The following is a 21,085-nucleotide window of genomic DNA, read 5'->3' as shown; positions in this document are numbered from 1 at the left end:
CAGGTCGTCACGACCTGACCCGTCTTCCGATCGCCTCAAGAATGCACTCTTCCCACATTCCCATTATTCTGTCCTGGCTGAACCTGTCGACCACGCCTGCGGCCCTTGCTCCCAGGGTGCGCCTGAGGTCGGGGTCGGCCATCAGCCGGTCCAGGGCGGCGGCCAGGGCGTGTTCGTCGTCGCAGGGAACAAGCAGGCCGTTCTCCCCGTCCCGTATGATGTCCGCCGGCCCCGACGGACAGTCCGTGGATACACAGGCAAGCCCCGCCGCCATGGCCTCGCAAAGAGCGTTGGGAAACCCCTCGTAGGACGACGACATGACGTAGGCGTTCGACTGGGCGTAGAGTCCCGCCACATCGGCCACCTGCCCCATCCACACTACCCTGTCGTCCAGCGAGAGGGCTCCGGTCAGTTGCGCCAGTTCGTCACGCAGGGGGCCATCCCCGGCCACGCGGAGGGTCCAGCCCGGATGCTTCGCCGCCACCCTGGAAAATGCGCGCACCAACAGATCATATCCCTTCTGCCTGTCAAGCCGACCCACGGCGAGAAGCGTCAAACCGTCCAGCGTCTCCCCCCCCGCATCTGGTGCCGGGGCGACCACGGCGTTGGGGATGACCCGCAGATCGCGCAGCCGGTAGCCGCTGAAGAATTCCCCAATGTCTTTCGTCTGGACCACCAAAGATTCTGCCAGGGGGTAGACCAGTCGCCGCAGCGTCCCCCAGAGCCAGCCGATCTGCTCGTGCCCGGGGTGAACCCGCTCCGATACGATCACGGGGATGCCCGTGCCCAGGAGCGCGACCACCGTGCGGATGTTGGCCGTATCGATGAAGCTGACGACTGCATCTGGCTCCACCGCCTTCACGTTGCTCCGGATCGTGGCAAGACGCTGCCAATTGTTGACCATGGAGGCAAGCAGATTCGGCGAGCACCGGTTGAGTGACAAGTTGGTGACACACACCCTGGGGTGCAGAGGATAAAACGGCACCTCCCCGCGGTCCTCAAAGCTGAACAAGTGCACCTCGTGCCCGGCCGCAACCCAATAATTGGCCATCGTAGTCATGACACGGGCTGCGCCTCCGGCGGAAAACAATGTGCTGAGAAGAACTATCTTCATGCCCGGCTATTCTTTTCGCGCGAGGGCAAATAAGTTGCCGTAGAAGGAACCGGTGGAATCCACGAAGTCAAGAAGCAGCCCCAGCATGTTTACCAGCAGAGACGCCACTATCCACACTGGCAGCAGCAGAGCCTTTATGGCCCACACATACGTGTTCACACTAAGCTGTGCGTTGACCCACCCGAGGAAGAGGACCGCCAAGGTACTGCCCACAGCCCCCTCCCGGCGCACCGTATCGACGGAGAACCCCCGAAGCATCTGGACCACTCCGTACTCCGTCAATCTGCGATAGTCGTGCGGCTTGCCGTGGAGCTGATATATGAATGGAACGGAGAGCACGAGCGTTCCGCCTGGCTTGAGAACACGACGGATCTCGGCCACGCACTGCTCGAGGTCGGCCACGTGCTCAAAGACCTGCGTGCTCAGCACGCCGTCAAAGGATGTGTCGGGAAAGGGCAGCCCCGCCCCCTCCTCGATGACCACGTCCACCCCTGGAGCGGCGGCGATATCCACTCCCACGTACTGAACCGACTTGTCGAGCAGGCCACGATAGGGCTGGAGACCGCACCCCAGATCGAGCACCCTTCCCCTGAGGGTCGGGAGCACATCGTCCATGTCCCTGTTGAGGAACCGTATGGCGTGCCATTGGAAATGCCAGGGGTACAGCCGAGGGTGTCGCCCGCACAGCAGATCGTAGCACCAAACATAAGCGGTATAGGCCTTACACACTACCTTCTTCAGATGCTCTTTCACCGTTTCCCTCCGGCTCTTACGCTGTGCAGAGTCATCGGGAGCGCCCCTCGCCCATGACCCGTTCGAAAAGCGCATCCCACATCTCGAGGGTTCTCTCCAGCGAGAACCGCTCAAGCACTTCGGGAGCGCGTGCACCCAACCTGGCGCACAGGGCCTCGTCGCGCATGAGGCGCGCCATGCCTGCGGCCAAGCCCTCAGTGTCGAGCGGGGGGACTAGCAGCCCGTCCACCTCGTGTCGGATTATGTCCCCCGGCCCGCTGGGGCAGTTGAAAGACACAACAGGCCTCCCGACGGCCATGGCCTCGCAGATGACGTTGCCGAACCCTTCGTACCCCGACGAAAGGACAAAGAACTCTCCCTCCGCCATCTTTGCGGAAAGGTCACCCGCCCAGCCCGGCAGGGATATGCGCCCGGCCAGCCCGTGTCCGGCCACCAGCGACTCCAGCCACTCCCGATCGGCCCCCTCGCCGTAGATGACCAGGTTCCAGTCGGGAGACTCCTCCGCCACCATGGCAAAGGCGGCTATCAGCAGATCAAAACGTTTTTGCTCCACCAGTCGGCCCGCAGCCACTACCAGACGGCCCCGGCGCTTCGGCTGCCCGGTGGTGGCAGGCGGCAGGACGGGGTTGGGAATAACGGCCGTGCGAGCCACGGGAAACCGCTCCTGACACCAGTCGTGCGCATCCCGCGTGAGGTTGACCAGGGCCGATGCCCGCGGATACAGACGCTTCCTCCATTTTTCCCAGAACTTACCATGCGACTCCATGCCCGGGTGGGTCTGTTCCATTACGATGCGGTGAAAAGGCAGGCCAATGCAGGCCATGAGCATCCTCACGTTGATGGGAGCGGCAAAAGAGAGGACCACCTCAGGTTTCGTAGCCCTGATAGTACCTCGAAGAAGGGAGAGGCAGTTCCACAGACGGCGCAGCGCCCCAAATCGGCTTGAGACAGCACGATCCTGCACGTCGATGCGCGTCAGCGTCACGCCCTCACCCAGAGCGAAGTCGGCACCCTGCCCTTCGTTGGGATGAACGACAACGATGGACACCTGGTGTCCCCTGCGCTGCCAGGCGTTGGCCCAGTTGACCGCCGAAAACGGCGCACCGCCTCCACGTATGTTTTCAAGAACCAAGGTAATTCGCATAGTCCTCCGCCGCGCCGGTCAATGTACCGTCAATCCGTTCCTTCATGACAACCAGGAACCGTGATCGCGACTCGTCAAAAAGCTATATTCTGAGGCGACTCCCGCTTCGCCCCCCCTCCGGGGAGAAGCGATCTCGCACATTGCAGGTACTCCACAAACTTGGTGTCCCAGAAGCCAAGCCCGGGACAACGACCGCAACTCTTGAAGCGGTTCTTGTTTCTGACCAGCTCCCTGCGGATGTTCCGGACCCGCTCACCCCGGTAGATGTCGTCGATGGAATTGATCTCGCTTATGTGGTGAATGTATAGCTCTCGCCGCACATTGTTGCAGCAGGGCACAAGATACCCATCGCAATTGAAGTAAATCCCGGTGTAGCAGGAATGACAGACTCCGGAAACGGGCTTGTCCGTCTCGTCGAGCCGGAAGCTCTGGAACTTGGCCTTGAGAAGGACATTAGCCACGGGAATGTCGAAACGCTTGGCAAATGCGACATACGCGGCTTCGTCTTCTGCATCGCCGGACACGAGGAACTGTGGATATACCTGACACTGTCCCTTGGAAAGAATTTCCAGATTTCGCATCACCGTGTCATAGTTTCCACCGACCCTGTATTCGCTGTATTTTTCGGGGTCCAGTGTATCTACCGAGCAAATGACCCGCAGATGCGGCCAGTGCGCCATCTCGCGCACGGCTTCTTCGCCGTAGCTGAGGTTGGTCGAAAGCCATGTGGGCAGACGGCTTGTTTTGGCCAGAATATCCGAGAAGCGGGGATGGAAGGTCGGTTCGCCGAAGAGGTTGATGATATAGCCCTCCGCCACGGGGGCGGTCACCTCCAGGATTCGATCGAACACGTCCATGTCGATGAATTTGTTCTCCCGCTCCAGAGTCTTCGTTCCGGTGGGGCACAGGGGGCATGCGAGATTGCACACCGAGGTCGGCTCGATCAGGACCATACTCTTGTAATCTGCAGGCACGTTGCCAGTGTTTGTGGCTACTGCCAGCGTCATCCTTGCAGCAACCGCGGCTGCGTCAATTTTTCTTTTCAGCGGCACAGTCCGGCCTCCCTGTTGTTTAATGCGTCTCGGGTCGCTCCCACGCACGGATCAACGGCCAACCAGGGCGCGCGCCCTGTCGAGGACCGTCCTGACGGACACCCCGAAAAGCCGCTTGAACACCTGATTGATTCGATAGGCGTGAGGAACCTTGGCCGCCACGCTCCGCCGGAACGCCTCCGGATGGGCATGAACGACCGGCGGGCACTCCCGGCCCAGCCTCGCGTACAGTCGCCTGACAGAAGCCCCTGCGTCCACGTCGAAGCAGAGTAGGCAGTCCGCCCCGCTCCCCACTATCTCGCCCTCTTTGAGCACAGGGTATTTAAGATATCGCCCGACCGGTTCGTCGCGGTAGAGATAGATACCGTGGATCAATTCATAATCCAGTGACAGGAAATTTATTCTCAACAAGAAGTTTACGTCATTCGTGGGCGCACAGACGAGAATGCGCCTGTAGCGGGCAAGCGCCTTGGACACTTCGCGGACATGCGCCCTGCCCTCCGGCATCTCCCCGGCTTCGAAGATGTCGAAGGCCAAGGGTTTGAAACAATGGCCGCAAAAGGTGTTGCGACTCATTCCTATTCCGAGAAGGCCCAGGAACTCGGCTCCGTAGGCCAGGAACCTTTCCCGCACGGGCGCACCGCACTCGCGGCACTTTCCCTCAAGAAGCACAGAGGTCCACCGCCAGTTCCCATCAATGGTCAGCGAGAGGTCGCGGACCTTGTACTTGTCGAAAACATAGGTATTGTAGCGACGCACTTCCTTCGGAGCTAGGTCAAAGAACTCGTCGGTGCTCATGGCCGTCATGTTGCAGAATCGGCTGTATGCGTCCGGAGCGAATATGTCGCAGCAAAAATCGTCCAGGTGCTTGTCCTCGTCCTCGATAAGCCCGGCACCCAGCGCCTTCCGGTACACCTTGGTTCCCTGGTATGCCACGAGCAGGGCGTCGCCAGAGCTGATGTCCTCCTCAATGAGCAGGTCGATGGTCTTGCGCAGATCTTCGGCGGTCTCCCCATCGTAGCCGATGATGAACGTCCCATTGGAGGGCATGCCGGCCGCCTTGCAGTTTCTGAAGAACGTCCGAATCTGTTCTGCCGTCGTCTTCTTGTTCATCGCCGCCAGCACGTCGTCTGAGCCGCTTTCTATGCCTGCGGATACCGCTATGCAGCCTGCTTCCTTCATCATGACCAGCGTTTCGGCATCAAGCCCCGCGTCGATGCGGACCTGGACGAACCATGGCTTTCTGGTCTCAAGAGCTGCGTAGGCGGCGCAGAATTCCCTCACCTCGCGGGCCGTCGGATAGAACATCTCGTTGAGGAAGCAGAGCTTGTCAAAATCGTACTCCCGGATCAAAAATCGTATCTCGTCTATGAGATCGGCAATTTCCCTTTTTCTGAAACCGCCGATTGACGGCGAGCAGAACCCGCACTTTCCCACGCAGCCTCGCCCCGAAAGCACGGGCATGGACCTGAGCCCGCCGCCCATGAAGGGGAAGCTCGACATTGTTATGAAATAGTCACAATCAAAGTGGTGCCATGCTGGCCGCACCTTGTGCCGCTTCAGATCCAGCCGCTTGAATTTGTTCCTCACCACCTGGCCGGTCGCCTTTTCGCGGAAGATGACGCCGTCGTAGCCGTGGAAATCCTCGCGGCCCGCGCGCAACCCCTCCACGAAGGCGGGTAGGGATGTCTCCGCCTCGCCCAGGATGGCGTAGTCGACCCCGATGATGTCGAAGAGCAGCCGGTCGTTGCCGTCCTTGGTGATGTTGCCGCCGAGCACAAAAGGCGTATCCGGCGATTTCTTCCCGGCCAGTTCACGCAGCCGCCGGAAGAAACGGTAGTCGCCGATGAGTCCGCCGCTGGCGACAGCCAGGTATCGGTCGGAGTCCAGCGCGGCGGCCAGCGATTTTTCCCAATTTTCGACCCGGGCGAGATCGATGAGATCAAAGGGGATGCCGCGCTGCTCAAGACATGCGAGCACATAGGCCATGCCCACGGGCCACTCCGGCCACCCGGGGCAACTGGGATTGACTATCAGCAGTTTGCTTGCGCCCATCTCGCCCCCTAGCTCGCCTGACGGGATTGCGGACCGAACGCCGTCAGGTGGCTGACCATGTTCACCAGCGACATACCGGGGGCTGCCACCTCATGCCTGGAAATCAGATATACCGGATTCTCCGAGCCAGACGCGTCGTGGGTGAGCGCGTATGGATAACGGTTCTGCAGCATGGCGCACGCCACGGTGCAATCGCCAAGGCTTCTGTGCATTTCGACCACCAGATACTTGGCCTCAAGGTCATCGATGCACGCCGGTATCACCGCGTTTTCGGCACCCTCGATATCCATCTTGATCAGATCGATGGAGTCCAGAGTCATTTTTCGTTTCAGGGATGCGACAGTCAAAGCCGGAACAGGATCGCCGTCCCCGTCGCTCGACACCTGGTTCAGGACAGGGCGCTCGCCACGATCAAGGTGCAGCACGCCATCGGACTCCCACACGCCGGCATGGAGCGCCTGCCAGTCGAGATCGACGTTTCGTGCGATATTCTTCTGCAGCACTGCGTAGGTGTCCGACGCGGCCTCCACGGAGACAACGCGCGCATCGGGGTGGGCTGAGAATATCCGCAGGGCGAAGCAGCCGATGTTGGCCCCGAGGTCCAGAACCACCGGCCGCCGCGGAAGGCTCTTCAGAAACCCGGCGACGAAGCCGTAAGCGTCGTCGAGGAGCACCTCGTGGACGGCGTTCATGTCTTCCTTTCTGGCAAAGAACCTTCTCGAGCCGAAACGCAGCTCAGCCTCGTAATCCCATGGCGAGCCGTCCCTGAACAGTCCGAGTGACCTGCTGGGCGACACAAGCACGGGATAGTTCCGAATGTAATGACGCGCTATGTTGAATCCAGCCAGTAGCCTAGCTCTCATGCGTCACCCTTTCACCTTCTCCCGGCACGCCGAAGTCGTGTATCGCGTCGGAGACCGCCTTGATTGCCGGTTGATGGGATATGGCAAGTATCATCATCTCTCCCTTGATCGCTGAAAGGCTTTCCAGGATTCCCGCCTCGGTTTCGGCGTCCAGCCCCGTGGTCGCCTCGTCAAGGATGAGCAAACGGGGCTTGGAAATCAAGGCGCGAGCGATCATCAGTCTTTGCCGCTGCCCACCCGAAAGCATACGCCCGTGCTCTCCGACCACGAAATCCAGCCCCCCTGCACAGCTTCGCACGAAGCCGGCCGCCCCAGCCCGCTCCAACGCCTCCCAGACCTCTTCGTCCGGATAGTCGCGGCCAAGCAGCACGTTGTTCTTGACCGAATCGTTGAAAAGAAACAACTCCTGTGGCACGTATCCGATCTGCTGTCGCCAGCATCGCATTTCAATCTCCCGGAGAGGAACGCCATCGACCAGCACCTCTCCGGAATCTGGCATGATCAGTCCCGTCACGACATCGGCTACCGTGGTCTTGCCAACGCCCGAGGGACCGCACAGCGACGTCAGCGATCCAAAACGCACCTCCAGGTCAAGGTTCCGCAGCACCTGCCTGTCGCCGTAGCTCACGCAGACCTTGCGCAGTGTCACGGCGCGCGAGAGGACAACGTCATTTGAGCCATTCTCTCCCTCGGCATGATCGGTGATGGAAGAAAGCTTGCCCAATAGCGAAAGCAACCCGCCCTCGCAGGCGGCGTACATCTGCACAGCCTGCTGGAAACTCGAAAAACGGCTCAGTATCCTGAAAAAGAAAAAGGCCATCACCAGCAGGGTGGAAGAGGGAAGGGACAGGCGCGTGGCGGCGACATACAACCCCAGAGCCAGAAGCAGAACAAGAGAGGGCTCCTGCACCGAAACCAGGGAGCTGCTCCCCACCACATACTGCCTGGTGGCCGTCTTGAAGTGATCCACCTGCACCTTGACGTATCGAATGAATCCCTTCTCCGCGCCCATAACCTTAAGCGGCTTGGCCCCGACCAGCGAATCGGTAAACATCGCCGTCATCCGGTTGGCTGCCTCCGCCTGCCGGGCGCCCGCCCTGCGAACAGAGGAAACCAGACCCCGAAAAACCAGCGAGAACAGGGCTCCGCCGAACACTCCCACGACGAGCAACTGCCACGAGACCAGCAGGCCGGTGCCCAGGTAGGCGATCACCTGCACCAGATGCGACATGGCCTGCCCCAGAGAGCGCAGGGCCACGCCCGCCTGATTGGTCTCCAGCGAAAGAGCATGGGTAAGGCTGCCTGCAGACTGCGAGGCGAAGTAAGGCCAACGGGCGCCCAGCAATCCGTCAAGCAGTTGCAGTCTCAGTCGCGTCATGACCTCAGCCTCGATGTAGCCCGCCTGCCTGAATGCAAAAAAGACGAGCCCGCCCTTGCAGACCATTGCCGCGCACAACACGAGGAGCAAGGCCTCCAGTGTCGGCTCGATCCCGACCAGCCCGAAAAGCCCCCGTATCTGCTCCAGCAAAGGATTAGACGTTGCCGTTTCGCCAAAGAGCGCGCCAAGGAGAGGGATAAGACTGATGGCCCCCACCGATTCGGCCAAGCCGGACAGCACAAAGAGGGTGCCCATGGCCACCGTTTCTCCGGGGAACTCACGAAAAAAATAGAACCAAGACCTATCCTTTAATAATGGCATAGCTATCCACCCTGCCAGCGAGCTAACGCCCAGCATATGGTTTTGTCAGGAGCAACAGCCTGACACCGCCATCTCGTACAAGAAAATTGAACAAGTTGTCAACAGCCTGCCTGGATGGCTCTCTGGTCAGGTGTTTCGGCTTGACACCCTCTGCCTAGAGGCTATCAAGTCCAATGGGCAGAAACCCGGCCAACACGCACGTGCGCTTCTGGCGCGACCCGGATTTGCCAGGGGTCGAGATCCGTACCTCCCGCTACAACGCGGAGGCGTTCTGCCGCCATGTTCACGATGCCTGGTCCGTAGGGCTGATCGAGGACGGGCGGACCACGTTTGTTCTGGAAGAGGCCCGGCACGTAGCGGCCAGGGGGAAAATTGTGGTCATCCCGCCGGGCGCGGTGCACGCCTGCAATCCCGACCCGAACTCGGTCATGGCCTATCGCATGTTTTACGTGGCGCCCGGTCTGCTTGACGGCGTCGCGGCCGAAGTGTTCGGCCGGGCGCGCTCCGGGGGGAGCCCCCGGTTCGGCACGCCCGTCATCGACGATGCAGACCTCTACCGACTCTGGCGCAGGCTGCACGCGGCGGTGGCCACCGGGGCCGATGCCCTGGAAAAGCAGTCCCTGCTCATGCAGGGGTTGGCCGAACTGCTGACGCGCCACGGCCGCCTCGGCAGCCCGCGCCAGTGCGGCCGGGTGCCCGATGCGGTGAAAACCGTGCGCCATCATCTGGCCGCCCGGCTCGACGAACGGGTCAGCCTCGACGATCTCTCCGCCTTGGTCGGCATCAGCCGCTATCATCTGCTGCGCGTCTTCAGCCGCGAGGCCGGGCTGCCGCCCCACGCCTACCAGAACCAGCTGCGCGTGGTCCGCGCCAAGGTGCTGCTGGCCCAGGGCGAGCCCATCAGCCAGGTGGCGGCGGAGGTCGGCTTCGCGGACCAGAGCCACTTCACCAGGGTCTTCAGGCAGTTCACCGGAGCCACGCCGCGCCAGTATCAGGCCGGGACGCACGTCTGACCAGGGCCGCGCAATTTCCTTCCATACTCCTGACCCGCAACGGGCTACACCCCTCCCTCAACCAGGGAGGAATCATGAGACTGTGGCAAAAGATGATGATCGGGCTGGCGCGGAACGACCGGCTCACGGCGCGGATGCAGGATGCGAGGTGCATGCGGCGGTTCTCGCGCATGTTCGTGGGCGGCGGCGACGCGGCTGCGGTGCTGGAGCGCGCTCGGCAATTGCGGGCGGAAGGCATGGCCGCCTCGCTCTTCTATCTCGGCGAATATGTGCGCGACCCGGAGCTGATCCGGCGCAACGAGGCCGAACTCGAGGGCGTGGCTCCCATGCTGGCGGACGCGAGCCTCGACATCCACCTGTCGGTGGACCCGACCCAGGTGGGGGCCATGCTCTCGTGGGACTTGTGCCGCGAGAACGTGACCGCCCTGGCGCAGAGAGTGGCCGGGCTGCGCGGATCGGGCCGGGCCGTGGTCATGCTCGACATGGAGGACTCCTCTGTGACTGACCGCACCCTTGACCTCTACCACGAGCTGCGGGCCAGGGGATTGCCCGTGGCCGTGACTATCCAGTCGTCCCTGCACAGGAGCCGGGAAGACCTTGACCGGCTGGTGGAGTGCGGGGGCATGGTCCGGCTGGTCAAAGGCGCCTTTGCCGAGGGCCCGGAGGTGGCCGCCACCGGACGGACCGCCCGCGACGCGACCTACCGGGCCTGCCTGGACCAGCTGTTTTCGCCCGTTGCACTCAAGCGCGGCGTGTATCCGGTGCTGGGCACCCACGATCACAGGATGGTGGGGTACGGAGCGGCTCTGGCGGCCCGGCACGGCTGGCGGCCGGACCAGTGGGAGGTGGAAATGCTGCTGGGAGTAAGGCCGACATATCAGCGCCGACTCGCGGTCGAAGGGCGCGCCCTGCGCCTCTATCTGCCCTTTGGGGAGAGCTGGTTCCCCTATGCCGTCCGCCGGGTGGGCGAACGCCCGGCCAACGCCTGGTTCGTCCTGCGCTCCATGCTCGACGGGCTGGCCGGAAAATAGAAGAAAGGCCCTGTGGCGGTGATCAGGGCCTTTCCGAGGAAGACCCGGCGGGGAACGCCGGGCATGTGTGCAATACAGACCACATCCCTGCCCCCTGAGCAATAGGGGAGGCTCCCGTTGTGGGTGTTTTTTCGCGGGAGAAAGTCCCGCTCATCCCGGACGAGGGGGAGTGATGAGGCGTAAAATCTACTGCCCATTCGCTGTGTGCAGAGGTTCGTACTGAATTTGACAAATGTTCAGCAAATGTGTACGAACTCCTCATGCTTCAGGAGCTCTTCACATCTAAGACACGCATCAAAGTCTTGCTCAAACTATTCCTTAACCCTGATGTGGCTTGCTACCTGAGGCAGCTCGCGTCGGAATTCAACCTCTCCCCCAACGCCCTCAAAGGCGAATTGGATCATCTTTACGAGGCCGGATACCTGGAGCGGGAGCAAGGTGGGCGCTCTATCTATTTTCGGGCAAACAAAAACCACCCGTGCTTTCCCGAGATCAGTTCAATGGTCCGCAAATCCATCGGCATCGACCGACTGGTGGACGAGGTCATGAACAGCTTGGGCAAAGTCGATGCCGTCTTCATCCTTGACGACTATGCACGCGGCATAGACTCCGGACTGATCGACGTCCTGATCGTTGGCGACATAGACCGAGGGCGACTTGACGAACTGCGCCGCATTGTCGAGGGCAAGCTGGAACGCAAGGTGCGCGTGTTCGACGTGACCCCAGAGGAGTTCAACGACAGCCGGGAAGTTTTCCTTGGAAGACCCCACTGGCAAGTGGTATAGCCCCCCAGGCGCCCACACCCGACAGGTCGCCGCCCGATCAACACCCTGCCCCGTGCGGGCATGAAGCCGCAGGAGCTCCATGAAAACCCTCTTTCTGAAACCCCCGCTCGGAAGCGGCACCCGAAACGCGGTCAGAGACTTCGTCTATGGCTGCTGGTGCAACGGCCGCAGGGTGGGCGGCATGCAGATGCCCCCCCTCAACGACCTATACGTGGCCACGCACGCCAGAGAGCACGGCATCGAAAGCGTATTTATCGACGCCCAATTCGAAATGGGGCGCTACGAAAACTTGCTGCGCACTGAGCTCGGAGGGTTCGGTGCCGTCGTCATACTCTCTTCCACGCAGTCGTTCCAGGCCGACATCGCCCTGTTAACCGACCTCAAGAGAAGAGCTCCGCAGCTTCGCACAATTCTCTTCGGCTCCCACCCGACATTCATGCCCCAGTACTGCCTGTCCTCTCCCGCCGTGGACTTCATAGTCATTCGCGAACCGGAGGACACCATACGGGAGCTACTGCAAACCATCGACTCTAGTGGAGACCTCGGGGAGGTGGCAGGCATAGGATACCGCGACAAAAGCGGCTCGGTGCAACTCACGCCGCCGCGGCCGTTCATCGACATGGACGAGCTCCCCATTCCCGACCGACGGCTGCTGCCCGCCCGGGTGGACTATTTCAACCCTGTCGTCAAGCGGATGCCGTACACCACCATCCAGACGTCGCGGGGGTGTCCCGGCAAGTGCATCTTCTGCACGGCGCCCGAGTTTTACGGCAAAAGAATCCGCTGCCGATCGACGGACAACGTGCTGAAGGAGCTGCACGAGATCAAAAGTCTCGGCTACCGCGAGGTCTTCTTTCGCGACGAGACCTTCACCGCATACAAAAAGAGAAATATCGAAATCTGCGCCAGGATGGTCAAGGACAGTCTCGATTTGAGCTGGATTGCCAACGGACGGGTCGACCTCGTGGACAGTGAGGCTCTCGCCGCCATGAAGAAGGCTGGATGCCACATGATCAAGTTCGGCGTGGAGACCGGCAGCGACGAAATCCTCAGGCGATACAAAAAGGGCACTACGGCGGAACAAGCCCGCCAGGCGTTCAGATATGCGAAGGAGGTGGGGCTTGATACCCACGCCCACCTCGTGGTGGGGGGGCCAGGAGAGAGCGAGGCTACGCTCGCTCACACCATCGAGTTCGTCAAAGAGCTTGATCCGACCACGGCGAGCTTCGGCATTCTCACCCCCTACGCAGGCACGGAACTGTTTGAGGAAGTGGCCGCAAAACACTCCGAGATCAAGGACGGCTCGGCCTCCAACATGAGCAATCTTCATGTGTCGGGCTTTTATTCCGAGTCCGTTTGTGGTATTTCCGGTGACACTTTGTCAAAGTGGCTGACTAGGTGCTACCGGAGCTTCTATCTGCGCCCCGGCTACATCTGGAAACGGCTGCGCGGCATCGAAAGCTATGACGAACTCATGACTCTGATCGTGGCCGGAACGAACATTTTCCACTTCTCACTGAGTGGCAAGAAATAGTGAACACAACCCACATCAGCATAGTAGTCCCGGCATTCAACGAAGCCGAAAGCGTCCAGGAGCTTTTTCTTCGGACGAAGAAAGTGATGGACGAACTCAACGTAACTTACGAATTCATACTCGTGGACGACGGGAGCACCGATGGAACCGCCGAGAGGCTCATGGAGCTCAGACGGGAGAACCCACAGATAGCGATCTTGCGCCACTACCGGAACCACGGGAAATCCTTGGCCCTGATGCAGGCGTTCGACGTGGCGCGCGGACGGATTTTGGTGACCATGGATGCCGACCTGCAGGACCAGCCCGAGGATATCCCGAAATTTCTCGCCAAGCTCGTCGATGGCTATGACATGGTGGGAGGCTGCAGGCAGTCGCGCGAGGACGGCAAGCTCAGATGGATCGCCTCCAAGCTCTTCAACTGGCTCGTCTACAAGCTGGCCGGCTCCCACTTCAAAGACATAAACTGTGGTTTCAAGGCATTCACGCATGACGTGGCTTCCCGATTTGACCTGCGCGGAGACATGCACAGGCTCATGCCCCTGCTGGCGGTGACTACCGGCGCGCGGTTCGGAGAAGTGCCCATAGACCACGCGCCGCGCAGATATGGCGTATCCAAGTATCGGCTGGTCAGGCACCGGGGGCTGCTCGATGTGTTCGCCTTTTCGGCCATCCGCAGCACGCAAACCCGGCCGTTTCACGTATTCACGGAGATGGGCTTCTCTTCTAGCGTGATCGGCATTCTCCTCCTGGGGCTCTGGCTTGCCGTTGCCTATGGTTTCGATTCGGCAGGGGCATCGTCTGCGATTCTGCTCGGACTGGGATGCTGGTTTGTGCTGGTTGGAACCCTGTGTCCATTCTTCGGGCTGCACCTTGAAGCCATGACAAGCTACCTAAATGACACTGCATGGCGGAAAACACTGATCAAACACTACAGCGAGGCCGAGGACGTCTCAGATGTGTGAAAGGAGCGCCCAGCTCGACTACCATTCCGGCGCGGATGCCAAACGCTACCACAATCGACTCCGCAACCCTTTTTTGCAGATCAAAGAACATGCCTTGGCTTCCAAGGTTGCCCACTTCCTGCCTCAGGGCGGAAAATTGCTTGAGGTCGGCTGTGGGGAAGGAAGCAACTTGGCTTACCTCGCACGCCATGCCTCTGGATGTTCTTTGACGGGAGTGGATTTTTCTGAAGAAAAAGTCATTTTCATGAGCCCTGGGGTCCCGAAGGTGACCCCGGTGTGCGCAGATGCCACCGCCCTCCCGTTTTGCGACGCGACCTTTGACGTAGTTTACCTTCGCGACCTGCTGCACCATGTGGATTTCGCCAGGGAGACTGTGCTGGATGAGGCATGGAGAGTGCTCAAACCAGGCGGGAGGATCGTGATTCTCGAGTCCCACGGACGGCGGCTGCTCAGTCGACTGTTCATGCTGGTCAACCCGGTCGAGCGGGGCATGCGCAACTCCACGCCGGAACAACTCCAGGCCATGGCCCGCAGGCTGGGGCCAACCAAGCTGCAATATGTGGAAGGAAGCTTCGTGCTCCGTGCGTTGGGCTTTTTTCTCGGCTGGCCGGAGGGCTGGATGCAGGTACCGGCGAGGCTTATTTATCTCATGGGGTCCGCATGGGAGAAGGCACACGCGCTCGTGCTCCCGCCCGAGGCGGGTATGTACATGATGATCGACATCAGGAAGACGTCCTGAAATGTGCGGAATATTCGGGATCATCCACAGCTCAGGCTCTCCCGTGGAGCACTCCATGGTAGAGGCGATGGAGAGCGCCCTCCTCCATCGCGGCCCCGACCACAGTGGGCGCTTCAGCGAACACGGCGCGGCTCTGGGAATGAACCGGCTGGCCATCATCGACCTCGATACCGGGAGCCAGCCCATTTTCAACGAAAACGGCAACCTCGTCATCATTTATAATGGGGAACTGTACAACTACCAGGGGTTGCGCAACGAACTGACGGCCCTGGGACATCGGTTTTCTTCCCGGTCAGACACTGAGGTTGTTTTGCACGCCTTTGAGGAGTTCGGCCCCGGCTGCCTTCACCGGTTCAACGGCATGTACGCCTTCGCCATCTGGAACCGGAGCGAGCGCAACCTCTTCATGGCGCGCGACAGGCTGGGCATAAAACCTCTTTATTACATAACCTCACAGGAAAGGTTGTGCTTCGCCTCTGAAGAACGAGGGCTCATCCCGTGCATGGAGAACAGTCCGACGCCGAATTGGACTGCGATTGCTCGCTATCTGCAGTTAGGCTACATCGCCTCGCCCGACAGCCCTTTCTCCGGCGTGTCTGCTCTGCCCGCCGGACACTGGGCCGAATATGCGGAAGGCACGCTCGCCATACACCATTACTGGGAGCCGACGTACGGGAGCCTGGAAGGGGTGACCGCCGAAGAGGCCGAAGCCGAAACGGAACGCCTTCTGCGCCGCAGTGTCGAGCTGGAACTAATGAGCGATGTCCCGGTGGGTTTATTTCTGAGCGGCGGACTGGACTCGTCCGCCGTGGCGGCCTATGCTCGGGAACTATCGCCCGAGCGATTCTGCTCCTACATATTGCAGTTCGAGGAGACCACGCATGACGAGTCGGGCGATGCCCGATTCGTGGCCGACACCATCGGAATCCCCTTCAAGGAGTACTTTTTCTCAAACTCCCAGCTTGTCCAAAGTCTGCAAGACACTGCCGATGTCATGGACGCACCCTTCGGCGACTCCACCGTCCTGCCATTGCTGGCGCTTTCACGATACGCGCGGGAAGACGTAAAGGTCGTGTTGACAGGCTGGGGCGGCGATGAGCTTTTTGCGGGATACCCTACATACAAGGCACACCTGCTGGCCCAGGCATATCGAAAGATCCCCGACGCCATCGGACAACGTCTCGTCCCCTGGCTGGTCTGCAAACTGCCTGTTTCCGATGCCTACATGAGCTTTGAGTTCAAAGCCAAACGGTTTGTGGACGGAATGAACCTGCCTCCCGAACTGCAACATTTCTCTTGGATGGGCTATTTTTCCAACGCAGAAGTGAACGCCCTCTTGCATTCAGATGTACTTAACCAGCAGCACGAGACAGCGCTTGCTCCCATCGAGAGGATGCTTGAGTTTTTACCTGAAAAAGACATCATCAGCCGCATTCTCCACTTGGACAGCCGCTATTTCATGGAAGGCAATGGGTTATTTCAGCTGGACAGAATTTCCATGGCGGCATCACTTGAAGCACGCGTTCCCCTGTTGAACTTCGAACTGCTCGAATACGTCAACTCCTTACCGGCAAAAATTAAAATGCTAGGCGGAAAACCAAAGGGGCTTTTGAAGCGAATCATGGTCAACCGGCTTCCTCGCAAAGTGGTGAACAAGCCCAAAAAGGGATTCGGCCCTCCTTCGTCGGCCTGGCTGCGCGGCCCGCTCCGCTCCACCCTGATCGAGACATTCTCCCCGGACAGAATTGCCAGACAACGGGTGTTCAACCCTCAGGCCGTCAACCGCCTGATCTCACAGCACATGGAGCGCAGGCAGGACAATGGCCGCAAGCTTTGGGCCTTATTGAGTCTCCAGCTGTGGTTGGACAGATTCATAATGGGGCAAGGGAGGTCGTAAGCAGTGACAAATCTCAATACCGGCCTCTCCCTGAAAAGCCGGAAAAGCTTGTACCGACAAGAAATCCTCCGCGTAAGCCATCAATTGCTCTCCTCTCAAGACAGATGCCCTGTGTCCGCCAGTTGTGGCAGTTTTGATCGGGAATTTTGGGGGTGGGCGACTAAGGACTTTGCCAACATGGACCTTCAACGCGGCTGCTATATACTTGCATTTGTTTATTCAAAAAACTTTGAAGGCAATGTCTTCTTTAACGAAGCAACCTTGATCGACTGGATCGGCTATGGTGTGGATTGCTGGCAGCGTAGTCAGAAGAGTGATGGCAGCTTCGACCATCTATATCTCCACGAAAAAAGCTGGATGGCCGCAGCCTTCACATTGGTCGACATGCTGCTCGCGTATCGCCTCGTTGCCGACAACTTTGACGACTCATTCAAAAAGAAATGGCTACGTGCAATGGAGCGCGCAGGGGACTGCTTGATCAATCGAGATGAAGAGCATGGATTCATTAGCAACCATAGGCTCGGAGCTGCCGCCGGCCTGATGATGCTCTCCACCGAAACAGGAAATAGCCGATATCGCGATAGAGCCGCCGCACTCTTTGCTGGAGTTCTTAAAAAACAGTCGGAGGAGGGATGGTTTGTGGAGTATGGCGGAGCCGATCCGGGATATGAAACCCTGGGCCTGCACTACATGTCCATTCTCTACGTAGAAAGCGGGAAATCGCCGGAAGTCCTTCACTCCGCGAGAAAGTCCATAGGCTTTTTCAGCCACTTTATTCACCCGGATGGAAGTATCGGGGGAGATTACGGGAGCCGAGGATGTCCACATTTTTTCCCCGGCGGAATGGAAGTCTTCGCTCGCCATATTCCACTTGCGAACCGAGCTGCTGAAGCATGCGCTCACGGTCTTTACAACAAAGATTCCTGCGGAGTGCATGATGCGGACATTCGCAACCTCATCCCGCTTGCGACAAGCTACGCATGGGCTCTTTCCGCGCCAGACGACACCATCACAGAAAGCGACTCCGCAAAACTGCCCATGGAGTTGAATGTTTCCAAAGTTTGGGCAGAAGCCGGGATCTGTGTCCGATCCGATGCGACACACTATACGGTATTCGGCGCTTCAAAAGGTGGAGTCGTCAAAATTTATGACAAGACTACCAGGCAATTGGTGTTTTCAAGCTGCGGCTATACGGGCATCACCACCAAGAAAAAACACGTCACGACACTCATGCATTCGGTCGGCCACCAGATGGCGTGCAGTCCCGCTCAAGACGATCGCTGCTCATCGGGCAGTCCGATATCCCTTGTGGAAGTGCAAGCGCCCTTATTCCATTTCTTTCCATCAAGACTGAACACGCCCCTGAGGTTCTTGCTCTTCAGGCTGTTCAACCATACGATCGGCAGGATAAGACGAGTGAACGATCTCGTGAGAAAGCATCTTATAATCGGTTTTTTTCTCAAGCGGCGAACACCCCCCCTCGGCCATGTGTGCAGACAGATTCGTTTTGACAGTTCGGGAATTCACATCCGAGACAGCTTCGCATTATCAGAGGGGAACGAACTCATCTCCTTGAAGGAAAGAGGATTTTTCTCTTCGGTATACATGGCATCTGCTCGATATTTTCGCGCTCAGGATCTGCGCCAGCACTGGACCGGAGATGAACTTGTCGTACAGGGGCGGATAATAGAAGGTGTCGATCGGCATATCCCAAGGACTCCTCAGGTGGACGCTAAAACTAGGAACTGCAGATCAGAAACCGATAACAGCTGAAGATATGCGAGCAGTCATGGTACAGGACAAATTGTCACAAACTCGGGATTTTTGGGATGCGAACCCCTGCGATGGGCAATCGGAAACTCGGAGGCGCATGCAGTTTCGCTATAGAAAAGAGCCTTGGCTTCCACCTCTGCTCGATGAGATAGCCGAGCACGAGAACGTACTCGAAATAGGTTGCGGACAAGGCACCGACGCTATCTACTGCTGCCAGAGGATGAACGAAAGTGCTTCATATACCGGCATAGACATCTCACCCATCAGCGTCCAAAACGCCCAAAGCGCAGTGACCACCATGAGCAGCACCCTGCGCGTGCTGCCAACGCTCGTGCAAGGGAACGCGGAGAATCTTTCCTTCGATGACAGTTCGTTCGACTGCGTGGTTTCAACTGGTGTCTTGCACCACACTCCAAGCCTCGAGAACTCCTTGAGCGAGGTCAGACGGGTGCTCCGGCCCGACGGTCTGGCTGTCATATCTCTGTATCGCCTGTTCTCCCCCAAACTGCTTGGCGCATATGCCCTTCGCCTTCCTGTCAGGTTTGGAGTCCGCCTGTTCGCCGCTCACGATTCCGTTCGTAGAATGCTCGACAAAATTGGTACAGACCATCTTCTGGGGACCATGTTGCATGAATGTCTTGAAGTGCCCATTCTCAACTCCTACACGCGAAAGGAATTGAATGATGCGTTCAGTGCCTTCGCCGCGGTAAGCATTGTCCCTGTGGGCTTTGGCTTTGCCCTCTTCGGGGCGGCAAAATATATTGACTTTAATATGCCGTGGCTTGGAGCCATGTGGGTGGTAACGGCTCGCAACCATGCAGATATTGTCAAATGATACGTGCAATCCTTCCATATTTCCTACAATCCGCTCTTTGGGGAGATCGGCGCCGTTACGGAACGCTTGCCAACTCCAACGACGAAGAGTGGATCAAGTGGCAGCAGCAGCGATACCACGCGTTTTATGACCAGTATTTGAAGAGGGGTACCCTCGGCAAGATTCACGATTTATGCTACGATGTTGTCTCGAAAATAAATTTTCAAGGGAAAAACGTTCTGGAGATTGGTCCGGGCAGGATTGATCATCTCCGATACATGAACACACGTCCGGATCACTACACGATCATGGATGTCGCGCCTGAGTGCCTTGACATTGCCTCAAACCAACTGGAGCAGTGGGGGGTGACCTATTCAGCCATACTCTTGAGTACCGAAACCCGATGGGCGTTTCCTGTTCAGCCCAAGTCTTATGATGTGGTCATTGCCTTCAATTGCCTGGAACACATGACCCCTCTGGACAAGTATCTGCAATCCATCGATAGACTCCTGACAGACTGTAAAGTCCCCGTAAACTAGGTCCATTGCCAAGTAGAGACTTCTGGCCCAAAATGGGACAGGAGTTTTGTATGCGTAAATCGAAGTTCAGTGAGTACCAGATCGTCAAGATCCTGAAGGCAGTGGAAGGCGGACGGACTGTCGTCGATGTCTGCCGCGAGCACGGCGTGAGCAGCGCCACGTACTACAAGTGGAAGTCAAAGTATGGCGGCATGGAGGCATCCGATATCCAACGGATGAAGGATCTCGAAGCGGAGAACCGTAAGCTCAAGCAGATGTTCGCCGACCTCAGCCTGGAAAACATGGCGCTCAAGGATGTAATCGAAAAAAAACTCTGAGGCCAGTTCAACGCAAGGAAGTTGTCACGCACATGGTCAACGCGTTTGAGCTGAGCTCGCGCAAGGCCTGCGCGGCCATGGGCATCAGTAGGAGCTACTACGCCTACAAGCCGCACCCGCGGGACGATAGCGATGTCATCGCAGCCTTGACTGAACTGGCCGAGAAAAAGCCTACATGGGGCTTCAGTAAACTTTTCAACGTCCTTCGACAGCAGGGCAAGCCCTGGAACCACAAGAAGGTTTGGAGGGTTTACTGCCTCTTGAAAATGAACCTGAAGCGCAAGGCCAAGAAGCGGCTTCCGCAAGCCTCTCGGACGGCAGTGGCCCAGCCGCTTGCGCCAAACCATTGCTGGTCGATCGATTTCATGCGGGACACCCTTTACAGCGGTCGCGTCTTCAGGACTTTCAACGCTGTGGATGATTACAACCGTGAGGCCTTGGCCGTGGAAATCGATACCAATATGCCAGCAGGAAGAGTGGTAAGGGTGCTGGATCGGGTCGCCGAAGAGCGTGGCTGCTATCCCGAAAGGTTGCGAATGGACAATGGTCCGGAGTTCTCGGGGACTGTCATGGCGGCCTGGGCAGAATCGCATGGCGTGAATCTGGAGTTCATTCAGCCTGGCAAGCCCACCCAGAACTCATACATCGAGCGGTTCAACCGGACCTACAGAGAAGAAGTGCTTGATTTGTACGTGTTCAACAGCCTGAGCGAAGTTCGGGCCATTACGGAGGACTTTATCCGTGAGTACAACGAGGGACGTCCTCATGAATCCCTGGGGAATATGTCGCCGATAAATTTTGCTGCCCAGAGGGCAGGGGGTACCCCCTGCCCTCTGGGCAACCCCCCCGAAAACTGTCGGGAGTCTCTACCGTTAACTGGCCCTATGAAAGGGGACTTTACAAGACAGCGGCGTGCTTGTAGGATCAATACCTTGCGAGGGGGGGGTGGCCTGGGGTCTTGGCAGAATAATGACCACCAGAAGACACGTGAAAGGAACGCT

17 protein-coding genes and 1 pseudogene are annotated in these 21,085 nt (G+C 58.6%); 11 read left to right on the top strand and 7 right to left on the bottom strand.

From position 1 onward, the window contains the following. Positions 1-7: 7 nt before the first annotated feature. From DAES_RS03545 to DAES_RS16880, 7 genes are all read right to left on the bottom strand, one after another. Positions 8-1,114 (bottom strand): glycosyltransferase family 4 protein, encoded by a 1,107-nt coding sequence (locus DAES_RS03545; RefSeq protein WP_013513661.1) that lies wholly within the window; start codon positions 1,112-1,114, stop codon positions 8-10. A 6-nt stretch (positions 1,115-1,120) separates the two neighbouring features. Continuing rightward, positions 1,121-1,867, bottom strand: coding sequence for a class I SAM-dependent methyltransferase (locus tag DAES_RS03540; RefSeq protein WP_013513660.1), 747 nt, complete (start codon positions 1,865-1,867; stop codon positions 1,121-1,123). Positions 1,868-1,898: 31 nt separating this feature from the next. After that, positions 1,899-3,011: a glycosyltransferase family 4 protein gene (locus tag DAES_RS03535; RefSeq protein WP_013513659.1), complete on the bottom strand. Its 1,113-nt coding sequence runs from the start codon at positions 3,009-3,011 to the stop codon at positions 1,899-1,901. Between the two features lie 74 nt (positions 3,012-3,085). Then, the gene (locus DAES_RS03530) at positions 3,086-4,063 is read right to left on the bottom strand and encodes a radical SAM/SPASM domain-containing protein (protein WP_013513658.1); all 978 of its coding nucleotides are present in this window, start codon (positions 4,061-4,063) and stop codon (positions 3,086-3,088) included. A 51-nt stretch (positions 4,064-4,114) separates the two neighbouring features. Beyond that, the gene (locus tag DAES_RS03525) at positions 4,115-6,118 is read right to left on the bottom strand and encodes a B12-binding domain-containing radical SAM protein (RefSeq protein ID WP_013513657.1); all 2,004 of its coding nucleotides are present in this window, start codon (positions 6,116-6,118) and stop codon (positions 4,115-4,117) included. An 8-nt stretch (positions 6,119-6,126) separates the two neighbouring features. Next, on the bottom strand, positions 6,127-6,810 hold the full coding sequence (locus tag DAES_RS03520; protein WP_041271334.1) for an FkbM family methyltransferase: 684 nt from the start codon (positions 6,808-6,810) through the stop codon (positions 6,127-6,129). 160 nt (positions 6,811-6,970) lie between these two features. Further along, complete coding sequence (locus DAES_RS16880; RefSeq protein WP_049776375.1) at positions 6,971-8,614, bottom strand: ATP-binding cassette domain-containing protein; 1,644 nt, start codon at positions 8,612-8,614, stop codon at positions 6,971-6,973. A gap of 239 nt (positions 8,615-8,853) precedes the next feature. On the opposite strand from DAES_RS16880, the gene DAES_RS03510 reads away from it, so the two are divergent. The 11 genes and pseudogenes from DAES_RS03510 to DAES_RS03455 form a co-directional block, all read left to right on the top strand. Then, on the top strand, positions 8,854-9,693 hold the full coding sequence (locus DAES_RS03510; RefSeq protein ID WP_013513654.1) for an AraC family transcriptional regulator: 840 nt from the start codon (positions 8,854-8,856) through the stop codon (positions 9,691-9,693). Between the two features lie 74 nt (positions 9,694-9,767). Then, the gene (locus DAES_RS03505; protein WP_013513653.1) at positions 9,768-10,724 is read left to right on the top strand and encodes a proline dehydrogenase family protein; all 957 of its coding nucleotides are present in this window, start codon (positions 9,768-9,770) and stop codon (positions 10,722-10,724) included. Positions 10,725-10,984: 260 nt separating this feature from the next. After that, complete coding sequence (locus DAES_RS03500; protein ID WP_013513652.1) at positions 10,985-11,509, top strand: winged helix-turn-helix domain-containing protein; 525 nt, start codon at positions 10,985-10,987, stop codon at positions 11,507-11,509. 79 nt (positions 11,510-11,588) lie between these two features. Next, a complete protein-coding gene (locus DAES_RS03495; RefSeq protein ID WP_013513651.1) occupies positions 11,589-13,043 on the top strand; it encodes a B12-binding domain-containing radical SAM protein in 1,455 nt (484 codons plus the stop codon). Further along, on the top strand, positions 13,043-14,005 hold the full coding sequence (locus DAES_RS03490) for a glycosyltransferase family 2 protein (RefSeq protein ID WP_013513650.1): 963 nt from the start codon (positions 13,043-13,045) through the stop codon (positions 14,003-14,005). Before DAES_RS03495 ends, DAES_RS03490 begins: the two co-directional genes overlap by 1 nt. After that, positions 13,998-14,744, top strand: a complete 747-nt coding sequence (locus tag DAES_RS16875; protein ID WP_013513649.1) for a class I SAM-dependent methyltransferase — start codon at positions 13,998-14,000, stop codon at positions 14,742-14,744. Before DAES_RS03490 ends, DAES_RS16875 begins: the two co-directional genes overlap by 8 nt. Position 14,745: 1 nt before the next feature. Further along, positions 14,746-16,641, top strand: coding sequence for an asparagine synthase (glutamine-hydrolyzing) (gene asnB / locus DAES_RS03480; RefSeq protein WP_013513648.1), 1,896 nt, complete (start codon positions 14,746-14,748; stop codon positions 16,639-16,641). A gap of 3 nt (positions 16,642-16,644) precedes the next feature. Further along, positions 16,645-18,414 carry a hypothetical protein gene (locus tag DAES_RS03475; protein ID WP_013513647.1) on the top strand — a complete coding sequence of 590 codons (1,770 nt, stop codon included), beginning with the start codon at positions 16,645-16,647 and terminating at the stop codon, positions 18,412-18,414. A gap of 97 nt (positions 18,415-18,511) precedes the next feature. Further along, positions 18,512-19,249: a class I SAM-dependent methyltransferase gene (locus DAES_RS16870; RefSeq protein ID WP_049776374.1), complete on the top strand. Its 738-nt coding sequence runs from the start codon at positions 18,512-18,514 to the stop codon at positions 19,247-19,249. After that, the gene (locus tag DAES_RS03465; protein WP_013513645.1) at positions 19,246-19,767 is read left to right on the top strand and encodes a class I SAM-dependent methyltransferase; all 522 of its coding nucleotides are present in this window, start codon (positions 19,246-19,248) and stop codon (positions 19,765-19,767) included. The genes DAES_RS16870 and DAES_RS03465 overlap by 4 nt, the downstream gene beginning before the upstream one ends. A 50-nt stretch (positions 19,768-19,817) precedes the next feature. Further along, positions 19,818-20,893: pseudogene (locus DAES_RS03455) on the top strand (IS3 family transposase); the annotation flags it as partial. Positions 20,894-21,085: the final 192 nt, after the last annotated feature.

This window comes from Pseudodesulfovibrio aespoeensis Aspo-2 (genome assembly GCF_000176915.2).
Taxonomy (GTDB): Bacteria; Desulfobacterota; Desulfovibrionia; order Desulfovibrionales; family Desulfovibrionaceae; genus Pseudodesulfovibrio; species Pseudodesulfovibrio aespoeensis.
The sequence above is the reverse complement of the archived record's forward strand: the minus strand, read 5'-3'. Positions and strand labels throughout refer to the sequence as shown.